This is a genomic window from Microbacterium sp. C448 (assembly GCF_000582705.2).
GTDB lineage: Bacteria > Actinomycetota > Actinomycetes > Actinomycetales > Microbacteriaceae > Microbacterium > Microbacterium lacus_A.
On sequence record NZ_HG779672.1, the window covers coordinates 21,282 to 37,516 of the forward strand.

General features: G+C 66.2%; 14 protein-coding genes. 7 read left to right on the forward strand and 7 right to left on the reverse strand.

Annotation, left to right across the window (positions count from 1 at the left end; all coding sequences use genetic code 11):
- The first annotated feature begins 223 nt into the window (after window positions 1-223).
- Window positions 224-1,126 (forward strand): glycoside hydrolase family 16 protein, encoded by a 903-nt coding sequence (locus tag MIC448_RS07950; protein WP_158497531.1) that lies wholly within the window; start codon window positions 224-226, stop codon window positions 1,124-1,126.
- Here MIC448_RS07950 and MIC448_RS07955 read toward each other — a convergent pair.
- From MIC448_RS07955 to MIC448_RS07965, 3 genes are read right to left on the reverse strand one after another with little or no spacing between them, the layout of a single operon-like run.
- Window positions 1,123-2,253, reverse strand: a complete 1,131-nt coding sequence (locus tag MIC448_RS07955) for a DegT/DnrJ/EryC1/StrS aminotransferase family protein (protein ID WP_036298152.1) — start codon at window positions 2,251-2,253, stop codon at window positions 1,123-1,125. The two genes, MIC448_RS07950 and MIC448_RS07955, sit on opposite strands and share 4 nt — an antisense overlap.
- Window positions 2,250-3,251, reverse strand: a complete 1,002-nt coding sequence (locus MIC448_RS07960) for an NAD-dependent epimerase/dehydratase family protein (protein WP_036298085.1) — start codon at window positions 3,249-3,251, stop codon at window positions 2,250-2,252. The genes MIC448_RS07955 and MIC448_RS07960 overlap by 4 nt, the downstream gene beginning before the upstream one ends.
- On the reverse strand, window positions 3,248-4,306 hold the full coding sequence (locus tag MIC448_RS07965; protein ID WP_051513376.1) for a Gfo/Idh/MocA family protein: 1,059 nt from the start codon (window positions 4,304-4,306) through the stop codon (window positions 3,248-3,250). Before MIC448_RS07965 ends, MIC448_RS07960 begins: the two co-directional genes overlap by 4 nt.
- 115 nt (window positions 4,307-4,421) lie before the next feature.
- On the opposite strand from MIC448_RS07965, the gene MIC448_RS07970 reads away from it, so the two are divergent.
- The 6 genes from MIC448_RS07970 (at window position 4,422) to MIC448_RS07995 (ending at window position 11,793) form a co-directional block, all read left to right on the forward strand.
- Window positions 4,422-5,027, forward strand: a complete 606-nt coding sequence (locus tag MIC448_RS07970) for an acyltransferase (protein ID WP_036298086.1) — start codon at window positions 4,422-4,424, stop codon at window positions 5,025-5,027.
- Between the two features lie 278 nt (window positions 5,028-5,305).
- Window positions 5,306-6,538, forward strand: coding sequence for a GNAT family N-acetyltransferase (locus MIC448_RS07975; RefSeq protein WP_036298087.1), 1,233 nt, complete (start codon window positions 5,306-5,308; stop codon window positions 6,536-6,538).
- Between the two features lie 40 nt (window positions 6,539-6,578).
- Window positions 6,579-7,745 (forward strand): GNAT family N-acetyltransferase, encoded by a 1,167-nt coding sequence (locus MIC448_RS07980; protein WP_144238015.1) that lies wholly within the window; start codon window positions 6,579-6,581, stop codon window positions 7,743-7,745.
- A 91-nt stretch (window positions 7,746-7,836) separates the two neighbouring features.
- Window positions 7,837-9,318 carry a hypothetical protein gene (locus tag MIC448_RS07985; protein ID WP_036298089.1) on the forward strand — a complete coding sequence of 494 codons (1,482 nt, stop codon included), beginning with the start codon at window positions 7,837-7,839 and terminating at the stop codon, window positions 9,316-9,318.
- Window positions 9,319-9,394: 76 nt separating this feature from the next.
- Window positions 9,395-10,861 (forward strand): hypothetical protein, encoded by a 1,467-nt coding sequence (locus MIC448_RS07990; protein ID WP_158497532.1) that lies wholly within the window; start codon window positions 9,395-9,397, stop codon window positions 10,859-10,861.
- Window positions 10,858-11,793, forward strand: a complete 936-nt coding sequence (locus MIC448_RS07995; protein ID WP_158497533.1) for a glycosyltransferase family A protein — start codon at window positions 10,858-10,860, stop codon at window positions 11,791-11,793. Before MIC448_RS07990 ends, MIC448_RS07995 begins: the two co-directional genes overlap by 4 nt.
- Before the next feature lie 50 nt (window positions 11,794-11,843).
- Here the strand turns inward: MIC448_RS07995 and MIC448_RS08000 are convergent, their stop codons facing one another.
- The 4 genes from MIC448_RS08000 to MIC448_RS08015 all read right to left on the reverse strand — a co-directional run bounded on the left by MIC448_RS08000 (window position 11,844) and on the right by MIC448_RS08015 (window position 16,048).
- Window positions 11,844-12,743, reverse strand: a complete 900-nt coding sequence (locus MIC448_RS08000) for a GT-D fold domain-containing glycosyltransferase (protein ID WP_051513380.1) — start codon at window positions 12,741-12,743, stop codon at window positions 11,844-11,846.
- 223 nt (window positions 12,744-12,966) lie between these two features.
- On the reverse strand, window positions 12,967-14,013 hold the full coding sequence (locus MIC448_RS08005; RefSeq protein WP_036298091.1) for a glycosyltransferase family 4 protein: 1,047 nt from the start codon (window positions 14,011-14,013) through the stop codon (window positions 12,967-12,969).
- 8 nt (window positions 14,014-14,021) lie between these two features.
- Entirely contained in the window at window positions 14,022-14,840 is an 819-nt protein-coding gene (locus tag MIC448_RS08010) for an ABC transporter permease (protein WP_036298092.1), read from the reverse strand.
- Complete coding sequence (locus tag MIC448_RS08015) at window positions 14,840-16,048, reverse strand: polysaccharide ABC transporter ATP-binding protein (RefSeq protein ID WP_051513382.1); 1,209 nt, start codon at window positions 16,046-16,048, stop codon at window positions 14,840-14,842. Before MIC448_RS08015 ends, MIC448_RS08010 begins: the two co-directional genes overlap by 1 nt.
- Window positions 16,049-16,235 lie beyond the last annotated feature (187 nt).

Consider the following 16,235-nt stretch of genomic DNA (forward strand, 5'->3'; position numbering starts at 1 on the left):
GCCTATTCCATCACCTCCGTGCGCGGGCCGGTGAGGTGTTGAACGCTTGTACCATTGCATCCGAGGGGGTACCAGGTGACCAAGAAGCGTGCGGGCGGGTCGGCCGGAATAGAGGACGGGGTGCGATCCGATGGTTCCGGGGGAGACCAGAGGGACGCCCGCTACGCCCTCAGGCCGTATGCGCGAGCGTGACCGTCGTTTGTCGCCCCGCTCCAGATCAGCGGTGAGCGTGATTGCCGCGGCGGCGTTGCTGGTGAGCGGTTGTTCGGCGCACCCCGCGGTCGGCCGACCGTCGCCGGACCCCGGCGCGCCGTCACCGTCTTCGTCGGTGGGCTCGCCGACGAAGCCTGTCGAGGCCGGCGAGGGGCTCGTCTGGTCGGAGGAGTTCGACGCACCGGGGTCGCCGTCGACGCTCTGGAAGCGCATGGAGGGCGCGGGCGGATGGGGCAACGAGGAGTTGCAGAACTACACCGCGTCCGACGAGAACTCCTACGTCGCCGACGGCATCCTGCACATCGTGGCGAGGAAGGCGCCCTCCGTCGATGCATCGGGCACCTCGTCGGACTACACTTCGGCACGGCTGATGACTTACGCCGCGTTCCGCTATGGTCGCATCGAGGCGCGCATTGCGGTGCCGGCTGCCTCCGGCCTGTGGTCGGCGTTCTGGATGCTCGGTACATTCAGCACCCCGGAGGCCAGCTGGCCTGGCGTGGGCGAACTCGACCTCATGGAGTACGTCGATCAGGCCCGTGATCTGAACAACGGGGTCGTCGGTGCGAAGAGGGACGGCTCTGCCTGGAGTCGGGTCGAGTCGCATCCGAACCCCGCGGGCTGGAGCGGAGACTGGCACGTGTACGCCGTCGAATGGACGGCAGATTCGGTGACCTATTCAGTCGACGATCAAACACTCGGCGTGATCCGCAAGGCGGACCTCGAGTCCGACCAGCTCTGGAGCTTCGACAACCCGGCACACATCATCATGAACATCGCCGTCGGAGGGAGATGGCCAGACCCGCGCATCGCCGATGAACTGCTGCCCGCGGACTATCTCGTCGACTATGTCCGCGTGTACGACTCCGAGGTTCACGAGGTGCCCGAGTCGTGGCTACCACCTCCGGCGGACTAGCCCGCTGAGGCTCCGCGAAGAACGTCGATCACGCGATCCTGCTCGACGGCGGTCATCTGATGGAATACGGGCAGGATGAGAGTGTTGTCGGTGAGCCGCTCGGTGACCGGGAGCACGGCGTCGATGTGGTCGTAGGCGGGTTCGCGGTGCGTCGACATGATCCCCCGGCGTGCGGAGACGTCGGCTTCACCGAGTGCGAGGAGCAACTCCTCACGGTTGAGAGGGTATTCCTCGCCGACCTCGACCCAGAACGACTGGAAGTTGGCCGTTCCGTAGTCCGGGTCGGCGACCGCGCGTAGTCCGTCGATCTCTGAGATCGCGCTCGCGTAGGTCGCCGCGATCTCGCGTCGGCGCTGCACGACCTCGTCGAGCCTCCCGAGTTGCACGAGGCCGACCGCCGCCTGCAGATCCGTCATGCGGAAGTTGAAGCCGATCTCCGTGTACTCCTCGGGCGGCGACACCACGCTGGCGTGCCGGGCCGCCGCGGAGGCGCTCATCGCGTGCTCGCGGAGCTTGCGCGCCCGATCCGCCCAATCGGCGCGCGAGGTGGTGATCATCCCGCCTTCGCCGGTCGTCAAGATCTTTCGCGGGTGGAACGACCACGCGGCGATCTCGGCGCCGGCACCGACGGGACGGCCCTTGTATGTCGATCCCGCACCGCAGGCGGCATCCTCGACGACGACGATGCCGAGCGGGTCACACACGGCACGGATCGCGTCGATGTCGACGGGAACGCCGCCCTGATCCACGGCGATGATGGCGCGGGTGCTCGGCGTGAGCGCTTCCCGGACCGTCGCCGCGGTGAGGTTTCCGGTCACGGGGTCGACATCGGCGAATACCGGATTGGCTCCGACGTACGTGGGAGCGTTCGCGGTTGCAATGAACGAGAAGGACGGCACCACCACGTCGTCCCCCGCGACCACACCGGCAACCTTGAGCGCCAGGTGCAGACCGGTGGTGCAGTTCGACACGGCGACCGCGTGCGCCGCCTGCTGCTTCTCGGCGAACGCCGCCTCGAATGCCGCGACCTTCGGGCCCTGAGCGACCCAACCCGACTCGATCACCTCGGTGACCGCCGCGATCTCTTCCGCGCCCAGCCAGGGACGCATGACGTTGATCCGAGTCATGCGCCGGGCTTCACGGTCGTGCGTCCCGCGGAGATCTCGTCCCGCAACGGCCGCCACCACTCGACGAGCTCGCGAAGTCCCTGCTCCAGGTCGGTCGTGGCCCGGAATCCCAGGTCACGTTCCGCCGAGGACGTGTCTGCCAAACGGCGCACGACATCGTTCACCCCGCGAGCGGGCCCGAACTCGACGGACAGGTCGGAGCCCATCACCTTGAGGAGCATTTCGGCGAGCTCGAGAAGACTTGTCTCGGTGCCGCTCGCGATGTTGTAGACGCCCTCATCGACGGCGCTCTGCGCAGCGAGGATGTTGGCGTGGGCAATATCGGTGCTGATGACGAAGTCCATCGTCTGTTTGCCGTCACCGAAGATGATCGGCGGCATACCGTCCGCGATGCGCTCCATCCAGCGCACGAGAACTTCCGTGTAGAACCCGTGCACATCCATCCGTGGTCCGTAGACGTTGAAGTAGCGGAGCAGCACGTAGTTCAGACCGTACATCGCCCGGAAGCTCTTCGTCATACCTTCGTTGAAGGTCTTCGCCGCGCCGTAGAAGGTGTCGTTGTTATAGGGGTGATGACGCTCTGTGGTGGGGAAAGACTCCGCCATCCCGTACACGGACGCCGATGAGGCGGCGATGAGCTTTGCAACCCCATGCTCCGCGGACGCCTCGAGCACGTTGAACGTCGCATCAACCATCGTCTCGAGCGCCAGGCGGGGCTCCTCCGCGCACTGCGTGATGCGGATCGCCGCCTGGTGGAAGACGAGGCCCTTTCCCCGTACCGTGTCGTGCACCGTATCGCGATCGCGAACGTCGCCTTCGATGAGGGTGACCCTGCCGGACGCGAGCGCGTCGTCGAGGTTCGCGACGCGGCCGCGAACGAGGTTGTCCAGGACGTCGACGTGAGCGACCCCCGCATCGAGGAGCTGGTCGACCAGGGTCGATCCGATCGTGCCGGCTCCGCCTGTGACGAGGACGTTGGCGCCTGCGAGTTCGGTCATACGACACTCTCCTTGATATCGCTGTCGACGGTAACCAGCGCGCTGCCTGCGTCCAGGCTCCGCGTGGTCGCATCGAGCACGTTGAGCACACGAAGGGCCGCCAGGCCGTCGGTACGCGGGGGGCGTTCTTCGCGGATCGACGCCGCGAACTCGGCCACCATCAGCGAGAGTGCCTCTTTCTCGGGCAAGGCCGGCACCCACGTGTCTCCGTAGCGGTACGACACCTGAGCCGCAGCTCGCTCGGCGTCACCGGTGGCCGTGATGAAATCGATGCCGCGGTCGTACATGCTCACGCGCTGGGTGGGGTTGAGGTCGTCCCACACCAGGGTCCGACGCGTCCCTCCGACGATGAGTTGACGGATCTTCGTCGGGCTCAGCCAGTTGGCGTGGACGTGGGCGATGACCCCGTTTCCCAGCTGCATCACGAGGTACCCGACGCATGCCTTGCCAAGGCCCAGCGGGTCGCCGCCGTGGGCCGAGACGCCCGAGGGTCGCAGTCCTCCCGGCAGGATGAAGTCGAGAATCGAGAGATCGTGCGGCGCGAGATCCCAGAACACGTCGACGTCCGGCTGGACGAGTCCATGGTTGATGCGCACCGAGTCGACGAACGTGATGTCGCCGAGCTCACCTGCCTGGATGAGTTCGGCGATCTTCAGGACGGCGGGCGTGTAGCAGAACGTGTGATCGGCCATCAGGATCACGCCCGCGGCCGCGGCGGCGGCGACCATCTGCTCACCGCTCTCGACGTTGTCAGCGAGCGGCTTCTCCGTCAGGACATGCTTGCCCGCGGCGATCGCGGCCAAAGCGATCGGCCTGTGCGTCCGAGCCGGCGTGGCGATCGCAACAGCATCAACACCGTCCAGCGCGAGCGCCTCTTCTATCGAGCTGACCGCGACGGCGGTGCGTGTCGTCGATGCGAGCCGCTCGGCGCGTTCGAGATCGAGGTCGCACACCGCAATGACGTGCCAGTCATCGCCGAGATTGAAGTTGCGAACGAGGTTGGGGCCCCAGTATCCGGCACCCACCACCACCACGCCCAGCTGACCGTTGCCCACGAAGCCCCCCGACCGGATCGAATCGACCCTCTCCCGCGCCCATGGTACGGGATGCCGCGTTCCGATAGTGTGCGACCATAGTCGGCCTGCGTTTTGGCCGTGACCTGGAGAAGACTTGACGAACCTACCCGAACCTCGAGTCGCCGCCTCCGCCGACGTCGATGAGCGCGCCGTCGTGGGCGCGGGCAGCGTCATCTGGCACCTGGCTCAGATACGTGAGAACGCGCTCGTCGGCGAAGAGTGCGTCATCGGCCGCGGGGCCTACATCGGCCCGGGCACCCGACTCGGCAGGCGATGCAAGGTTCAGAACTATGCGCTGCTCTACGAACCCGCCGTCCTGGAGGACGGGGTCTTCATCGGACCGGCCGTCGTCTTCACCAATGACTACTATCCGCGAGCCGTCAACCCGGATGGATCTCTCAAGGACGCCAGCGACTGGGAGGCCGTCGGTGTGACCGTACGCGAAGGCGCCTCACTCGGCGCCCGATCCGTCGTCGTCGCGCCCGCCACGATAGGGCGCTGGGCGCTGGTAGCCGCCGGCGCCGTCGTGACGAAAGACGTCCCCGACTTCGCCCTCGTCGCGGGAGTCCCCGCGCGGCGTATCGGCTGGGTCGGTCGTGCGGGCGCGCCGCTGGAGCGCCAGGGGGACGAGTGGGTCTGCCCTCGCTCGGGCGAGCGCTTCCACGAAGTGAGGGGTGCTCTACGGAACGCGGAGGGCTGACCCCCGGCGCAGTGGATGCATCGGTGGGACGACAGCAGGAACCTGCCGAGTCCTGTCTGGGACAGGATCCCTGAGGGCGATTCCGGGAGGCCTGGCTCTCTCATCGCGAGCGAACGCGACGAGCCTAAGCGGCATGTATCGCTTCCACGACCTCTGGAGGGCGCGACGAGACCACGTCCACACCCCGACAACGACCATCCGCTGCGACTCACCCATGCGACCGTGTTCGTGCCGTCATACTAGGCGTGTGCGTGTCGGGAACCGCCCGGGATCGGCACATGGTCCAGGAGGTGGGCGTGCGGGCGATGCTGTTGCGGCTCGCTGAGGTGACGGAAGCGGACTGGGCGTGCTGGCGAGCACTTGCAGAGCGGGCGTCCGAGCCGAACCTCGCGCTTGACCCTCGGTTCCTCACCCCGGAACAGGGTTCCGGCGGTGACGTCGATTACCTGTTCGTCGTCGCGGAGGAGGACGGCGAATGGTTCGGCCTACTGCGCGTCTTCGCGATGGACGTCTCCTCGACGATGAGCATCCCGACATACGGCACATGGGATCCGCCGCTCTTCGGCGCATCTCATCCCCTCCTCGATCACTCGCGCACCGTTGATGCCCTCGCGGCGATTGCGCGTGGCGTCCGCCGACATCTGCGAGGTGGCTTCTTGATCTTGCGTGGCTATCCCGCATCCGGCCCACTCGCAGAGGCGCTCCAGGAGATCCGCCGCAGACCGGTCTTGGACGCGATCATCATCGGGTCGCATGCCGCGGCGTGGGCGGAGGTGACCTCCTACCACGCCGGGTCGGCAACGGATACCAACACCTTCCCCGCCCGAATCGATCCCGATCATCACGGGTCCGACACCCGGAAGAAGCTACGCCGCGCGGCCCGGCGGCTCGCCGAGGCCGGCGGCGGCCCTCTCACCCTGCGCGACGCGAGCGATGACCCTACGGCGATCGACCGCTTCATCGCAATGCAGGCCTCGGGATGGAAGGGTGATCGCGAGCGCGGCGGAACCGCAGTAGCCCTCGAGGCGCCGGTAGAGCTGAAGTTCCGTGAGAAGGTTGCAGCTTTCCGTGCCGACGGCGACCTCATCATCCTGGAGCTATGGGCAGGTGAGCAGTGCGTCTATGCGTCGGTCTACTTGGTCACCGGCGCCATCGCCGAGGGCTTTCTCGACGCCTACCAGCACGAGTTCGGCGACTTCTCCGCGGGCAAGCTGGGCCGAACGGCAGCATACGCTCACCTGGCGGAATCCCATCGAAAGCCGCCGCTGGTCGCCGTGAGCCCGGGGATCTACGACTACTACCCCGATGCTGCGACGATCTATCCCGACCGTCGAGAGTTCCTCGACGTCGTCATCGGTGTCGGCATCGTGCCGTCGCTCATCGTGCGAGTGTTGCCGCGTGCGGAAGCGTCGCCGCCTGCGCGAAAGGTGTTCCTCGCGCTGGCGCGAGCCGACCAGTTCGCGATGCGCGTCGTGGGCGCCGCACGTCGCAGACTGAAACCGAAGACCTGAGGGGGCGGATGTGCGGGCGAGACTGCTGCGGTTGGCGGAGGTGAGCGACGACGAATGGGAGCGCTGGGCGGCGCTGGCGGAGCGCGCCGCCGAACCCAACGCTGCGCTGGATCCCCGATTCCTCCGTCCCGACCGTGAAAGCAGCGGCGGCCAGCTTCTCGTCGTGGCCGAGGAGGACGATGAATGGCTCGGCCTGGTGCGGGTGTTCTCGACCAACGTGTCCGCGACGCTCCCTATCGCGTCGTATGGCACCCTCGAACCCTCCGACCTTGGCCCGCCCTACCCCCTGCTGGATCGAGCTCACGCCGCCGAAGCTCTGACCGTGATCGCGCGCGGGGTCCGTCGACTCCTGCACAGCGGCTATCTCCCTTTGCAGGGTTATCCCGCCTTCGGGCCCTTAGCCGAGGCAATGCAGAGGCTCCAGCGACGACCGGCGCTCGGTGCGATCGTCGTCGCGACGAACAGCGCGCCCTGGGTGGATGTCCACCCAGGGCAATACGCGCCGGATGAACGGGTTTTCGTCGCTCAGACCGATCCCGACCATCGCAGCGTCAACTCCCGCAAGGAACTCCGTCGCTCGGCGCGGCGACTGGCCGAAGCGGGCGGCGGTCCGCTATCGCTGCACGACGCGAGCGACGACCCGGCGGCGATCGACCGCTTCGTCGCGATGCAGGCGTCGGGATGGAAGGGAGATCGCGACAACGGCGGCTACGCCGTCGCGCTGGATCCCGAGCGCGAACGGGCGTTCCGGGGGAAAGCCGACGCGTTCCGCGCTTCCGGCGACCTCATCGTGCTGGAACTGCGAGCTGGGACGCAGCTCATCTACTCGCACGTCTACGTGGTGTCGGGAAATGTCGCGCTGGGTATTCTCGATGCCTATCAGCACGAGTACGGCCGATTCTCTGCGGGTAAGCTCGGACGCACAGCCGCAAGCGCCCATCTGCGGCATCTGCCGCGCCTCGACGCGGTGAACCCCGGCTATTACTACTACACCGACGACGAGGCGATGAAGGTGTTCCCCGATCGTCGGGAGTTCGCCGATATCGTCGTCGGGGTCGGCGTCGTGCCGTCCCTTGCCGTTCGGTTGCTTCCTCGAGCCGAGAAGTCGCCCTTGCTGCGGAAGATGCTCATCGCGATGAGCAGGGCGGACCGATTCGCAATGCGGGCGCTCAACGGTCTGCAGCGGCGTCTGAAGCCGAAGACGTGACGCGATACCGGGCCGCCACGGGTGCCAGAATGTGGCTCTGGGGCTACGCTCGTGAATCCGCACGCGCCGCACCGCCGACGAGGAGGATGAAATGACGACCGATGCGCTCATAACGCTGGTCGCATTGATGGTGGGATTGCTACTGCTCGTCGCGCTCGCGGGCGCGACGATCGCCGGCATCCTGCTGTGGCGACGCTGGCGGCGCGCCCATCCGCGTCCGTTACGCGAATCCAGGAAAACACCGGTGACGGCTTCGACGGCGGCTGAGTCGAATCGGAGCGGCGGCGCGGGGCGCGGCGGCGGACGGCCGGCATCCGAACCGGTGCCGAGGGGCGACTCGCCCGCCGACGACCCGCGAATCGTCGCGCTGGGACTAGAAGCGCCGACCTCGACCGAAGCGGTGTTCCGCAACCTCGAGAAAATCAAGCCGCTGTTGCGCGCCGAGGCTGCCGAGAGCGACCGAATGGCTCGCACCACGCCGCTGGCGGGCCGTGCTCTACGATCGGCGGGTCTCTTCCTGTGGTGCTTTCCCGCCGAGCGCGGCGGTCTCGATGCATCGCATGCCGACAGGCTCGAAGCAGCCTCGCAGGTCGCGCGCATCGACGCCGGGATGGCGTGGACGATGGTCATCCTCAGCAGCCACGGAGATTGCGTCGCATACCTCGACGACGAGGCATGCGCCTACCTGTATCCGACTGCCGACGTGCCGACCGTCTACTCGGCGGTCCCGTTCGCTCGCGCTATCGAGATCGCCGGCGACAAGTACCTCATCGAGCCCGCGCGCTGGCGGCTGGGCAGCGGTGGCTATCACGCGGAACGATGGATCGGCGGGGCCAAAGTGTGGGACGCCGCCGGCAATCCCGTCCTCGACGAAGAGACGGGCTGGCAGAAGGTCATCGGCGCCTGGCTGCCGGAGGACAAGGTGCGCCAGATCGATGACTGGGATCCGCTCGGAGTGCGTTCATCGGGAAGCTCGTCGTATGAACTGATCGAGGCCGTCGAGATCCCGCGGCAACATACCTACAACGACACTCGCGATCTGCGGCCATTCCGTTTCCCCTTCTTCGGTATCGCCATGGGGATAGCTCAACATCTCATCGACCTCACCGTCGAGACCTTGAGCGGTCCGCGCACCGAGCCCGTGGACGCCTACGCCGCGAGCGTGCTCGGAGATGCACTCGCGTCTCTCGACATGCTCGTCCTGGGGCTTCGCGGGTATGCCTCATACATCGACGAAGCACGCGAAGCGCGCACGTCTCGCGCACTGACGGTGGACGAATCGAACTGGGTGCATAGCGCCGGCGTGCCGGTGCGCGACCTACTGCTGAAGATCCGGGGCATCAGCACTGACCTCAGCGGCACGCGCTACGTGCCGGCAGGGTCCGAGTTCGCGCGTGCGCTTCGAGACATCGACGTCATCCTGGCGCACGTGCTCTTCCGTCTCACCATCACCCCCGGCAAGCGAGAGCGGGTTAGCGGCGTGCTCACCGGCTCAACCTCGTCCGGCGTGTGGGACTCCCCGTGGCCGCCGCGTGTCGCTGCCGACGGGCCCGACTCCGCGGAGAACCGTTGATGATCATGCAAGAATACAAAGCGACTGGGGCGCGGGGGCGCGCGCAAGCGCGTCGCCCTGAACGGAGAGGGTGCTCGTGACCACCGACCAACTCCTCGCTCTGCTCGTGACGATGGTTTCGGTGCTGCTCTTCCTCGCGCTCATCGCGGGCGGTGGATTGTCCTATTTCTTGATCCGCCGGCTTCGCGGTCGTCCCCGAGCCCGCCGAACGTCGGCACCGGTCGCAGTGCCGCCCGCTGCACCCGCAACGCCACCACACGCGTCGGCCGGACGGTCGCACACGGCTGACGAGCCCGTTCCGAAGGGTGACGTCGTGCGGGACGATCCGCGCATCATCGCGCTCGGCCTTGAGGCGCCCCTGTCGATCGCCGCGGTCTTCCGCAACCTGGACAAGATCAAGCCCCTCCTCAGGCAGGAGGTTCCCGAAAGCGACCGAATCGGCCGAACCACACCGCTCGCCGGCGGCGCTCTGCGGGCTACCGGCGTCTACCTTTGGACGTTCCCGGCCAATCGAGGGGGACTCGATGCGCCCTACGCCGACCGGCTCGAGGCGGTGTCACAGGTAGCGCGCATCGACGCCGGAATGGCATGGGTGGTGCACTGGTTGAGTTCTCACAGCGAACTCGCCGGTCGTCTCGATGAGGAGTCCTTCACCCAGCTGTATCCGAGCCTGGACCTCCCCACCGTCTTCTCGGCAACTCCGCCCGCGCGCGCCATCGAGACTGGCACCGATACGTACCGGATCGAGCAGGCGCGCTGGCGCCTCGGAAGCGGCGGCTACCATGCCGATCGATGGCTCGCGGGGGCAAACGTCTTCGACGCAGCGGGCGAGCCCGTGATCGACAAAGCGACAGGCGTACACAAGGCAATCGGCGTTTGGGTGCCTTCAGACAAGCTCCGCCAGATCGACGACTGGAATCCGCTCGGCCTGCGGTCATCAGGGAGCGCTTCCTACGAACTCACCGGACCCGTAGAAGTGCCGCGCGGCTGGAGTTTCGAGATCACGGGCGACACGGGTGCACACTTCTTCCCGTTCATGGGAGTGATGGTCGGGGCCGCGCAGCACCTCGTCGACCTGACCCTCCAGCTCGTCCGTTCGAAGCGCCAGGCCGGCGTGAACACCGGCTCACACGATGTCACGGCCTTGGCCGATGCGATGAGTTCCCTCGACATGCTGGCCCTCGGCCTTCGCGGCTACGCCCAATACATAGATCGAGTGCGCACGGAACGCGCGGGGGTGTTCACCAGCGAAGAGGCGGCGTGGATTCACACCGTCGGCATGCCTGTGCGCGAGACTCTCATGAGAGTGCGGGACATCACCTCCGACATCTACGGCACGGGATACGTCCCCGCAGACTCCGAGTTCGGCCGGGTCCTTCGCGACATCCAGGTCGGTCTCGCCCACGCATGGTTCCGCCGGTCCGATGCCCTCGACCTGAGGACTCGGCACATGTCGGTAGTTCTCGACAGCCCCCGCTTCGCCCCGATCTGGGATGCGGGATGGCCCGTGCAGCTTCCCACAGGCGTCCCCTCCCCATCGTGAGCCGGGGACCGGTCGATTCTTCGGCAATTGACGCGCCGCTCGTGAGCGTCGTCGTTGCAACGAATCGCGTGAGCCCCTTCCTGTCCGCGGCCCTCGGCTCGCTGGCCGACCAGACACATCCGCGTGTAGAGACGATCGTCGTCGACGACGGATCTCCAGATCCTTCCGCAATAGACGCGGCCGTCGCGAACGCGCTGCCGTCCGCGCGAATACTACGTCACGCTCCCGCCGGGGTATCGGCGGCGAGGAATGCGGGAGCAGCCGCCGCGAGCGGAGAGCTGCTCGTATTCTTCGACGACGACGACCTGTCCCACCCCGAACGACTCGCACTGCAGGCGGCTCGGCTGACGTCCGCGCCCGATGCCGTCGCGTGCTACTGCGGCATGCGCACCATCGATGCCGACGACAACGTGCTCGTCGAGGCCGATCAGACCGCCGTGCGCGATCGATTCGACGTCGCGCGGCGGCGCACCGGGATCCTGCTGGGCAACCTCATGATCCGTCGCGCCGACTTCGAGGCGGTCGGCGGCTTCGACGTCGAACTGCGCCTCGCTGAAGACCTCGATCTCGTCCTGAGTCTCTCTGAGCGTGGCGATTTCGTGTTTTCGCCCGAGACGCTCTTCGACTATCGCTTGCACGGAGCGAACACGACCTCTCGTCACCGAGAGCTCACCCGCTCGATCGACCGCATCGTGCGCGCCCATCTCAGACGCGCACAAGCCGGCGGCGATGCACCACTCGTCTCTGCGCACCGCGAAAGCCTCCGCGCCAATGGCCGTTATGCATGGTGGGGATCGCTCCGGCACGCACGCGCGGAGGCACGCGCGAGGCGCTGGGGATCAGCAGCCTCCGACGTGCTCTGGGCGCTGCGATTCGCGCCGCTCGCACCGGCCGACGCGGTCATTCAAAGACTGCGCGAGACGCGGGCATAGGTAGACCGGCTGCAGACGGAACGGCCCGCGGATTCAGCGAGTCCGTCTCCTCAGTCCGCGGCGAAGAACTCCTCGGTCGCCGCTGTCCTTTCGTTCCGCCACCATTCGTAGGACTTCGCGATGTGGCCGAGGTCGAGGGCACGGTAACCGGCGCGGTGGAGATCGTAGGCGAGTACGGTCGCGGTGGGGCCCAGTATCGCGATCATGAGGCTATCCTTCGGCGCCAGCGAAGCGCGGCGCAGGATGTCGTCGTACTCGTCGAACGCGTCCTGCCTCGGTGCCAGGATGTGATCCACTGAGGCTGCGTTGTCGAAGATGTCATGCGTGAAGCCGTCGAAGATGCCTTCGCCATGGATGAGGACGACCGGCGCGCCGTCCCAGATCTGCCGACACCTCTCGAAGTAGGCGCGGCGGTCGAACCCCGGTCCAAACGTGCTGTGTCCCAGCGACACCTCCGTGGCCGCGTACCTCTTGCTGGTTCGCAGATATGGATTAAGAATCCGGCGCAGGTGGGGTGCCCAGCGCAGGAAATAGTCCCGCATGCCCTCGGGAAGTTCGGGGCTCAGTTCATAGGCGAAGCTCGGGATCGCGACCAGCAGATCGCTCTCGTCTGACACGAGTACCTCTCGCAGACGTCGGGTCAGCTCGACCCCGGGGGTCTGGAACATCTCGAACCAGCCATCCATCGTCGACAAATCCCCTGCGCCGAAGCGGGCGATCGACTTGCCGTCGATCAGAGCATCCAGGGTCTGGTCTACGGTCATGGTCACAGGAGCCTCGGCCAGCTGGGTGCGGTAGATCAAAGTTTCGAGTGACGCGCGCTGCTCTGCTATGGCCGCGTCGATAATAGCCCTCACGCTGAACCGCTGACGCACCGCGGCAACGAACCGCTGTCGACGAGTGCTACCGGGGATGAGCTTCGCCAGCAGCAGAAGAATGTAGTACGTCACGGGCTTCCCCTCGCGTCTCCAGTAGTCGGCCAACAGAGTACGCACACCCGTCGCCCGCGCGCCATCATCCCATGACAAGGACGGGCGGCCTGCCGCCACGAGCGACGGCCGAGCGCATGCTTCCGGTGACGCACGAACACCGTATCCGCCCGCGCACCACGAATGATTCAGCACCCGATCGACCAACCGAGCGAGACGCGCGGTTCCGACCCAGCCGCCGGGCTCAGCGCTCCCGACGGTAGACCGCCTCATACGCCGCGACAACCGATGAGAGGGCGAATGTCTGCGACCGCTCACGGCTCACCTCCGCGAGTCTCGCGCGCTCGTCGTCCTCCGTCAGCATTCGAAGAAGCGCGCCACCCAGCGAATCGAGGTCACTGAGCACGCCCGCCCGACCCTCATCGGTGACATACCGCGCACCGACGTTGGGTGTCGCGACCACGGGCACGCCGCACGCCATCGCTTCGGCATACGGAATGCCGAACCCCTCGTACTCCGACGGGAGACAGAACACCCATGCCCGCTGATACGCCTCGACGAGCTCAGCATCCGTCAGCTCCCCGAGCACAGTGATGCCCGGCCCGGGGTCGTCCGGTGCGTCACGGCAGACCATCTCGAGCCGGGCGTCGGGGAGCGCGGGAAGGACATCGCGCTGGAACACCTGTGCGAGCGAGCTCCCGCGCTTGCGGTTGCCCCATGTGCCAACGAAGAGGACGGTGGGAGCGCCGGCCCGCCTCGCCGGGTCTGGCCGGAAACGCCCCGTGTCGACACCGTTCGGGATGACCCGCCGCACCCAGGGCATCCATCGTCTCGTCTGCGGCGAAACGGCGACGGTAGCGTCCGCGACGAGCGAAGCGAGCACCTCGGTCAGGCCGAGCAGGAGCATCCGCAGCTTCTCTTTGAACCCCGGGATGCGCAGGGCTTCCTCGAACCCGGTGCCGTGCATGGTGCGCACATGGGTGGGCACGCGGCGGCGCCACAACCAGTAGTCGTCGCCGTGGGCGTGGATCACGTCGTACGAGACGAAATCGACGCGTCGGAGCGCGCGCGCGAATCGAAAGGTCTGGAGACTCCCCGACAGCTTGATCTCACGATGGCCGTACAGCGCCCCATCGACCGGCAGACAAGCCGAGAACATGTCGACATGGTGCCCGTTCGCGACGAGGGCGTTCGCCAACTCGTGGGCTTGATAGCCAACGCCGATCTTGCTGCCGCTGGGCAGGTAATACGAGATCATCGCGATGCGCAAAGGAGCGCCCTCCGCCGCCACCGGCGCGCCTAGATGATGTCCGCGAACGCACGCTCCGCGCGTTGGAAGATGATCAGTCCCACGACGATGCTGACGAGCGCTGCGCCGATGAGACTCAACACCTGCCAGAGTTCCGGGGCGGACTGCCCGAGGAGCGACCAGCGATAGCCCTCCATCAGCCACGTGATCGGGTTGATATTGAAGAGCCAGAGGAGGTCAGGCGGCACGGCTTCGAGCGAATACGCGATGGGCGAGCCATACATGAGCACCTGGAAGACCCAGGGCAGGAAGTATGCGACGTCGCGGTACTTGACCATCCCCGCCGAAGCCGCGAGGCCGATTCCCATGGCGAGAACCGCTGTCAGCAGTACCCACAGCGGAAGCGCGAGGATCGGCCAACCGGGATTGATCTGGAAGGCGAACAGCAGCACGACGAAGAGACCGAAGGCGATGAGGAAGTCGAGCATGATCGAGATCAGCCCGGACAACGGCACGATCAGCCGGGGGAAGAACACCTTGGAAACGAGCGACTGGTTGGCAACGAGAGACGATGCCGCACCGTTTGCGATGTTGCTGAAGAGGTTCCAGCCCAACTGCCCGGCGAAGGCGAAGATGAAGTAGGGCACTCCGCCGCTGGGCAGTTGGGCGATACCGCCGAAGACGATCGTGAAGACGCCGGCCGATACGAGAGGCTGCACGAACACCCAGGCAACGCCCACCGCCGTCTGACGGTAGCGGAGCAGGATGTCCTTCTGGCCGAAGCGAAACGCGATCTCGCGGGCAGCCCAGAGCTCACGCCAGTTCGGCATGTTGAACTTGCCCGGAGGAGTGACGATCGTGCGGTTCATCAACGGGCCTCGAACTCGAAGTCGGCGAGCACCATCCCGTGCGCGAGTGCGTCATCGGTGGTGAGCTCAGGATACGGGCTGTGCTCGATCACCTCGATGACGTCGGCACCTTCCCATGCGTCGAAGACACCCGACTGGCAGACGAACACGTCGACGGTGTACCGACCGGGCTTGAGCCACAGGTTCTTGATCCGGAGCACGCCCGACTGCTCGTCCGACGGGTCGAACCACTGGCCGGTCAGGCGGGAATCGCACTGCACGACGACCGCACCGTTGACGTCGGTGATGTGCGCCGACACGAAGTACTTGCCGACCACATCCACGTTGCGCCCGACCGTGAACTCGATGACCTTGTCGTCGTCAGGCTCTTGCGTCTGCTCGGTCACGGCGACGCGCGAAAGGCGTAGCTGTCCGGAACCTGGACGCTTGTGCGCATCCAACTGCTCGAGCTGGAACTTCTCGAACGTGTCGCGATAGTGCTTGATCGCCCCGTCGACGGTGCCGTAATAGCCGAGCGTGCCCTTGTCGAGGAACATCGCCGAGGTGCAGAGCGCCGTCACAGTGTTCATCTGATGGCTCACGTAGAGCACGGTGCGACCGTCACGCGCGACGTCGCGCATCTTCGCGAGCGACTTGGCTTGGAATTCGGCGTCGCCCACGGCGAGAACCTCGTCGATGGCGAGAATCTCGGTGTCGAGGTGCGCCGCGACCGAGAACGCGAGTCGCACGTACATGCCCGACGAGTAGCGCTTCACCGGTACGTCCAGGAACTTCTCAACCCCCGAGAAGTCGACGATCTCGTCGAACCGACGCTTGATCTCCTTGCGGCCCATGCCCAGCAGAGCGCCGTTCTGATAAATGTTCTCGCGTCCCGTCAGCTCCCCGGAGAAGCCTGTTCCGACCTCGAGCAGCGAGCCGACTCGTCCTCCGAGGTCGATGATGCCGCCGGTCGGCGCGGTGATCCGGGTGAGCAGCTTCAGCAGCGTGCTCTTGCCTGCTCCGTTGCGACCTACGATGCCGACGGCTTCGCCCCACGGGATCTCGAAAGACATGTCCCGCAGCGCCTCGAAGTCCTCGAAGTGCGTCCGAGTCAGCGGATGACGGATGCGGTTGATGACCGCAGTCGTGATGCGGTCGACATGTTCACCCGCCACCTGAATGCGGTACGACTTCGACAGGTCGGACACAGTGATCGCGCTGTCAACCATTCGGCTCTGATCCCCCAATAAGATGCCACCGCGGCCCCGGAGCAACCTGAGCGCACGCCGATCAACGATAGCATCGCACGAGTTGCACTGATTCCTCCGGGATCCGCGACGGGCACGTTTCCACGGCGAGGCATACGATGTGCGTGTGGCCGAGCGCGAGCGCGAGATCACACATCACACCGAGGAG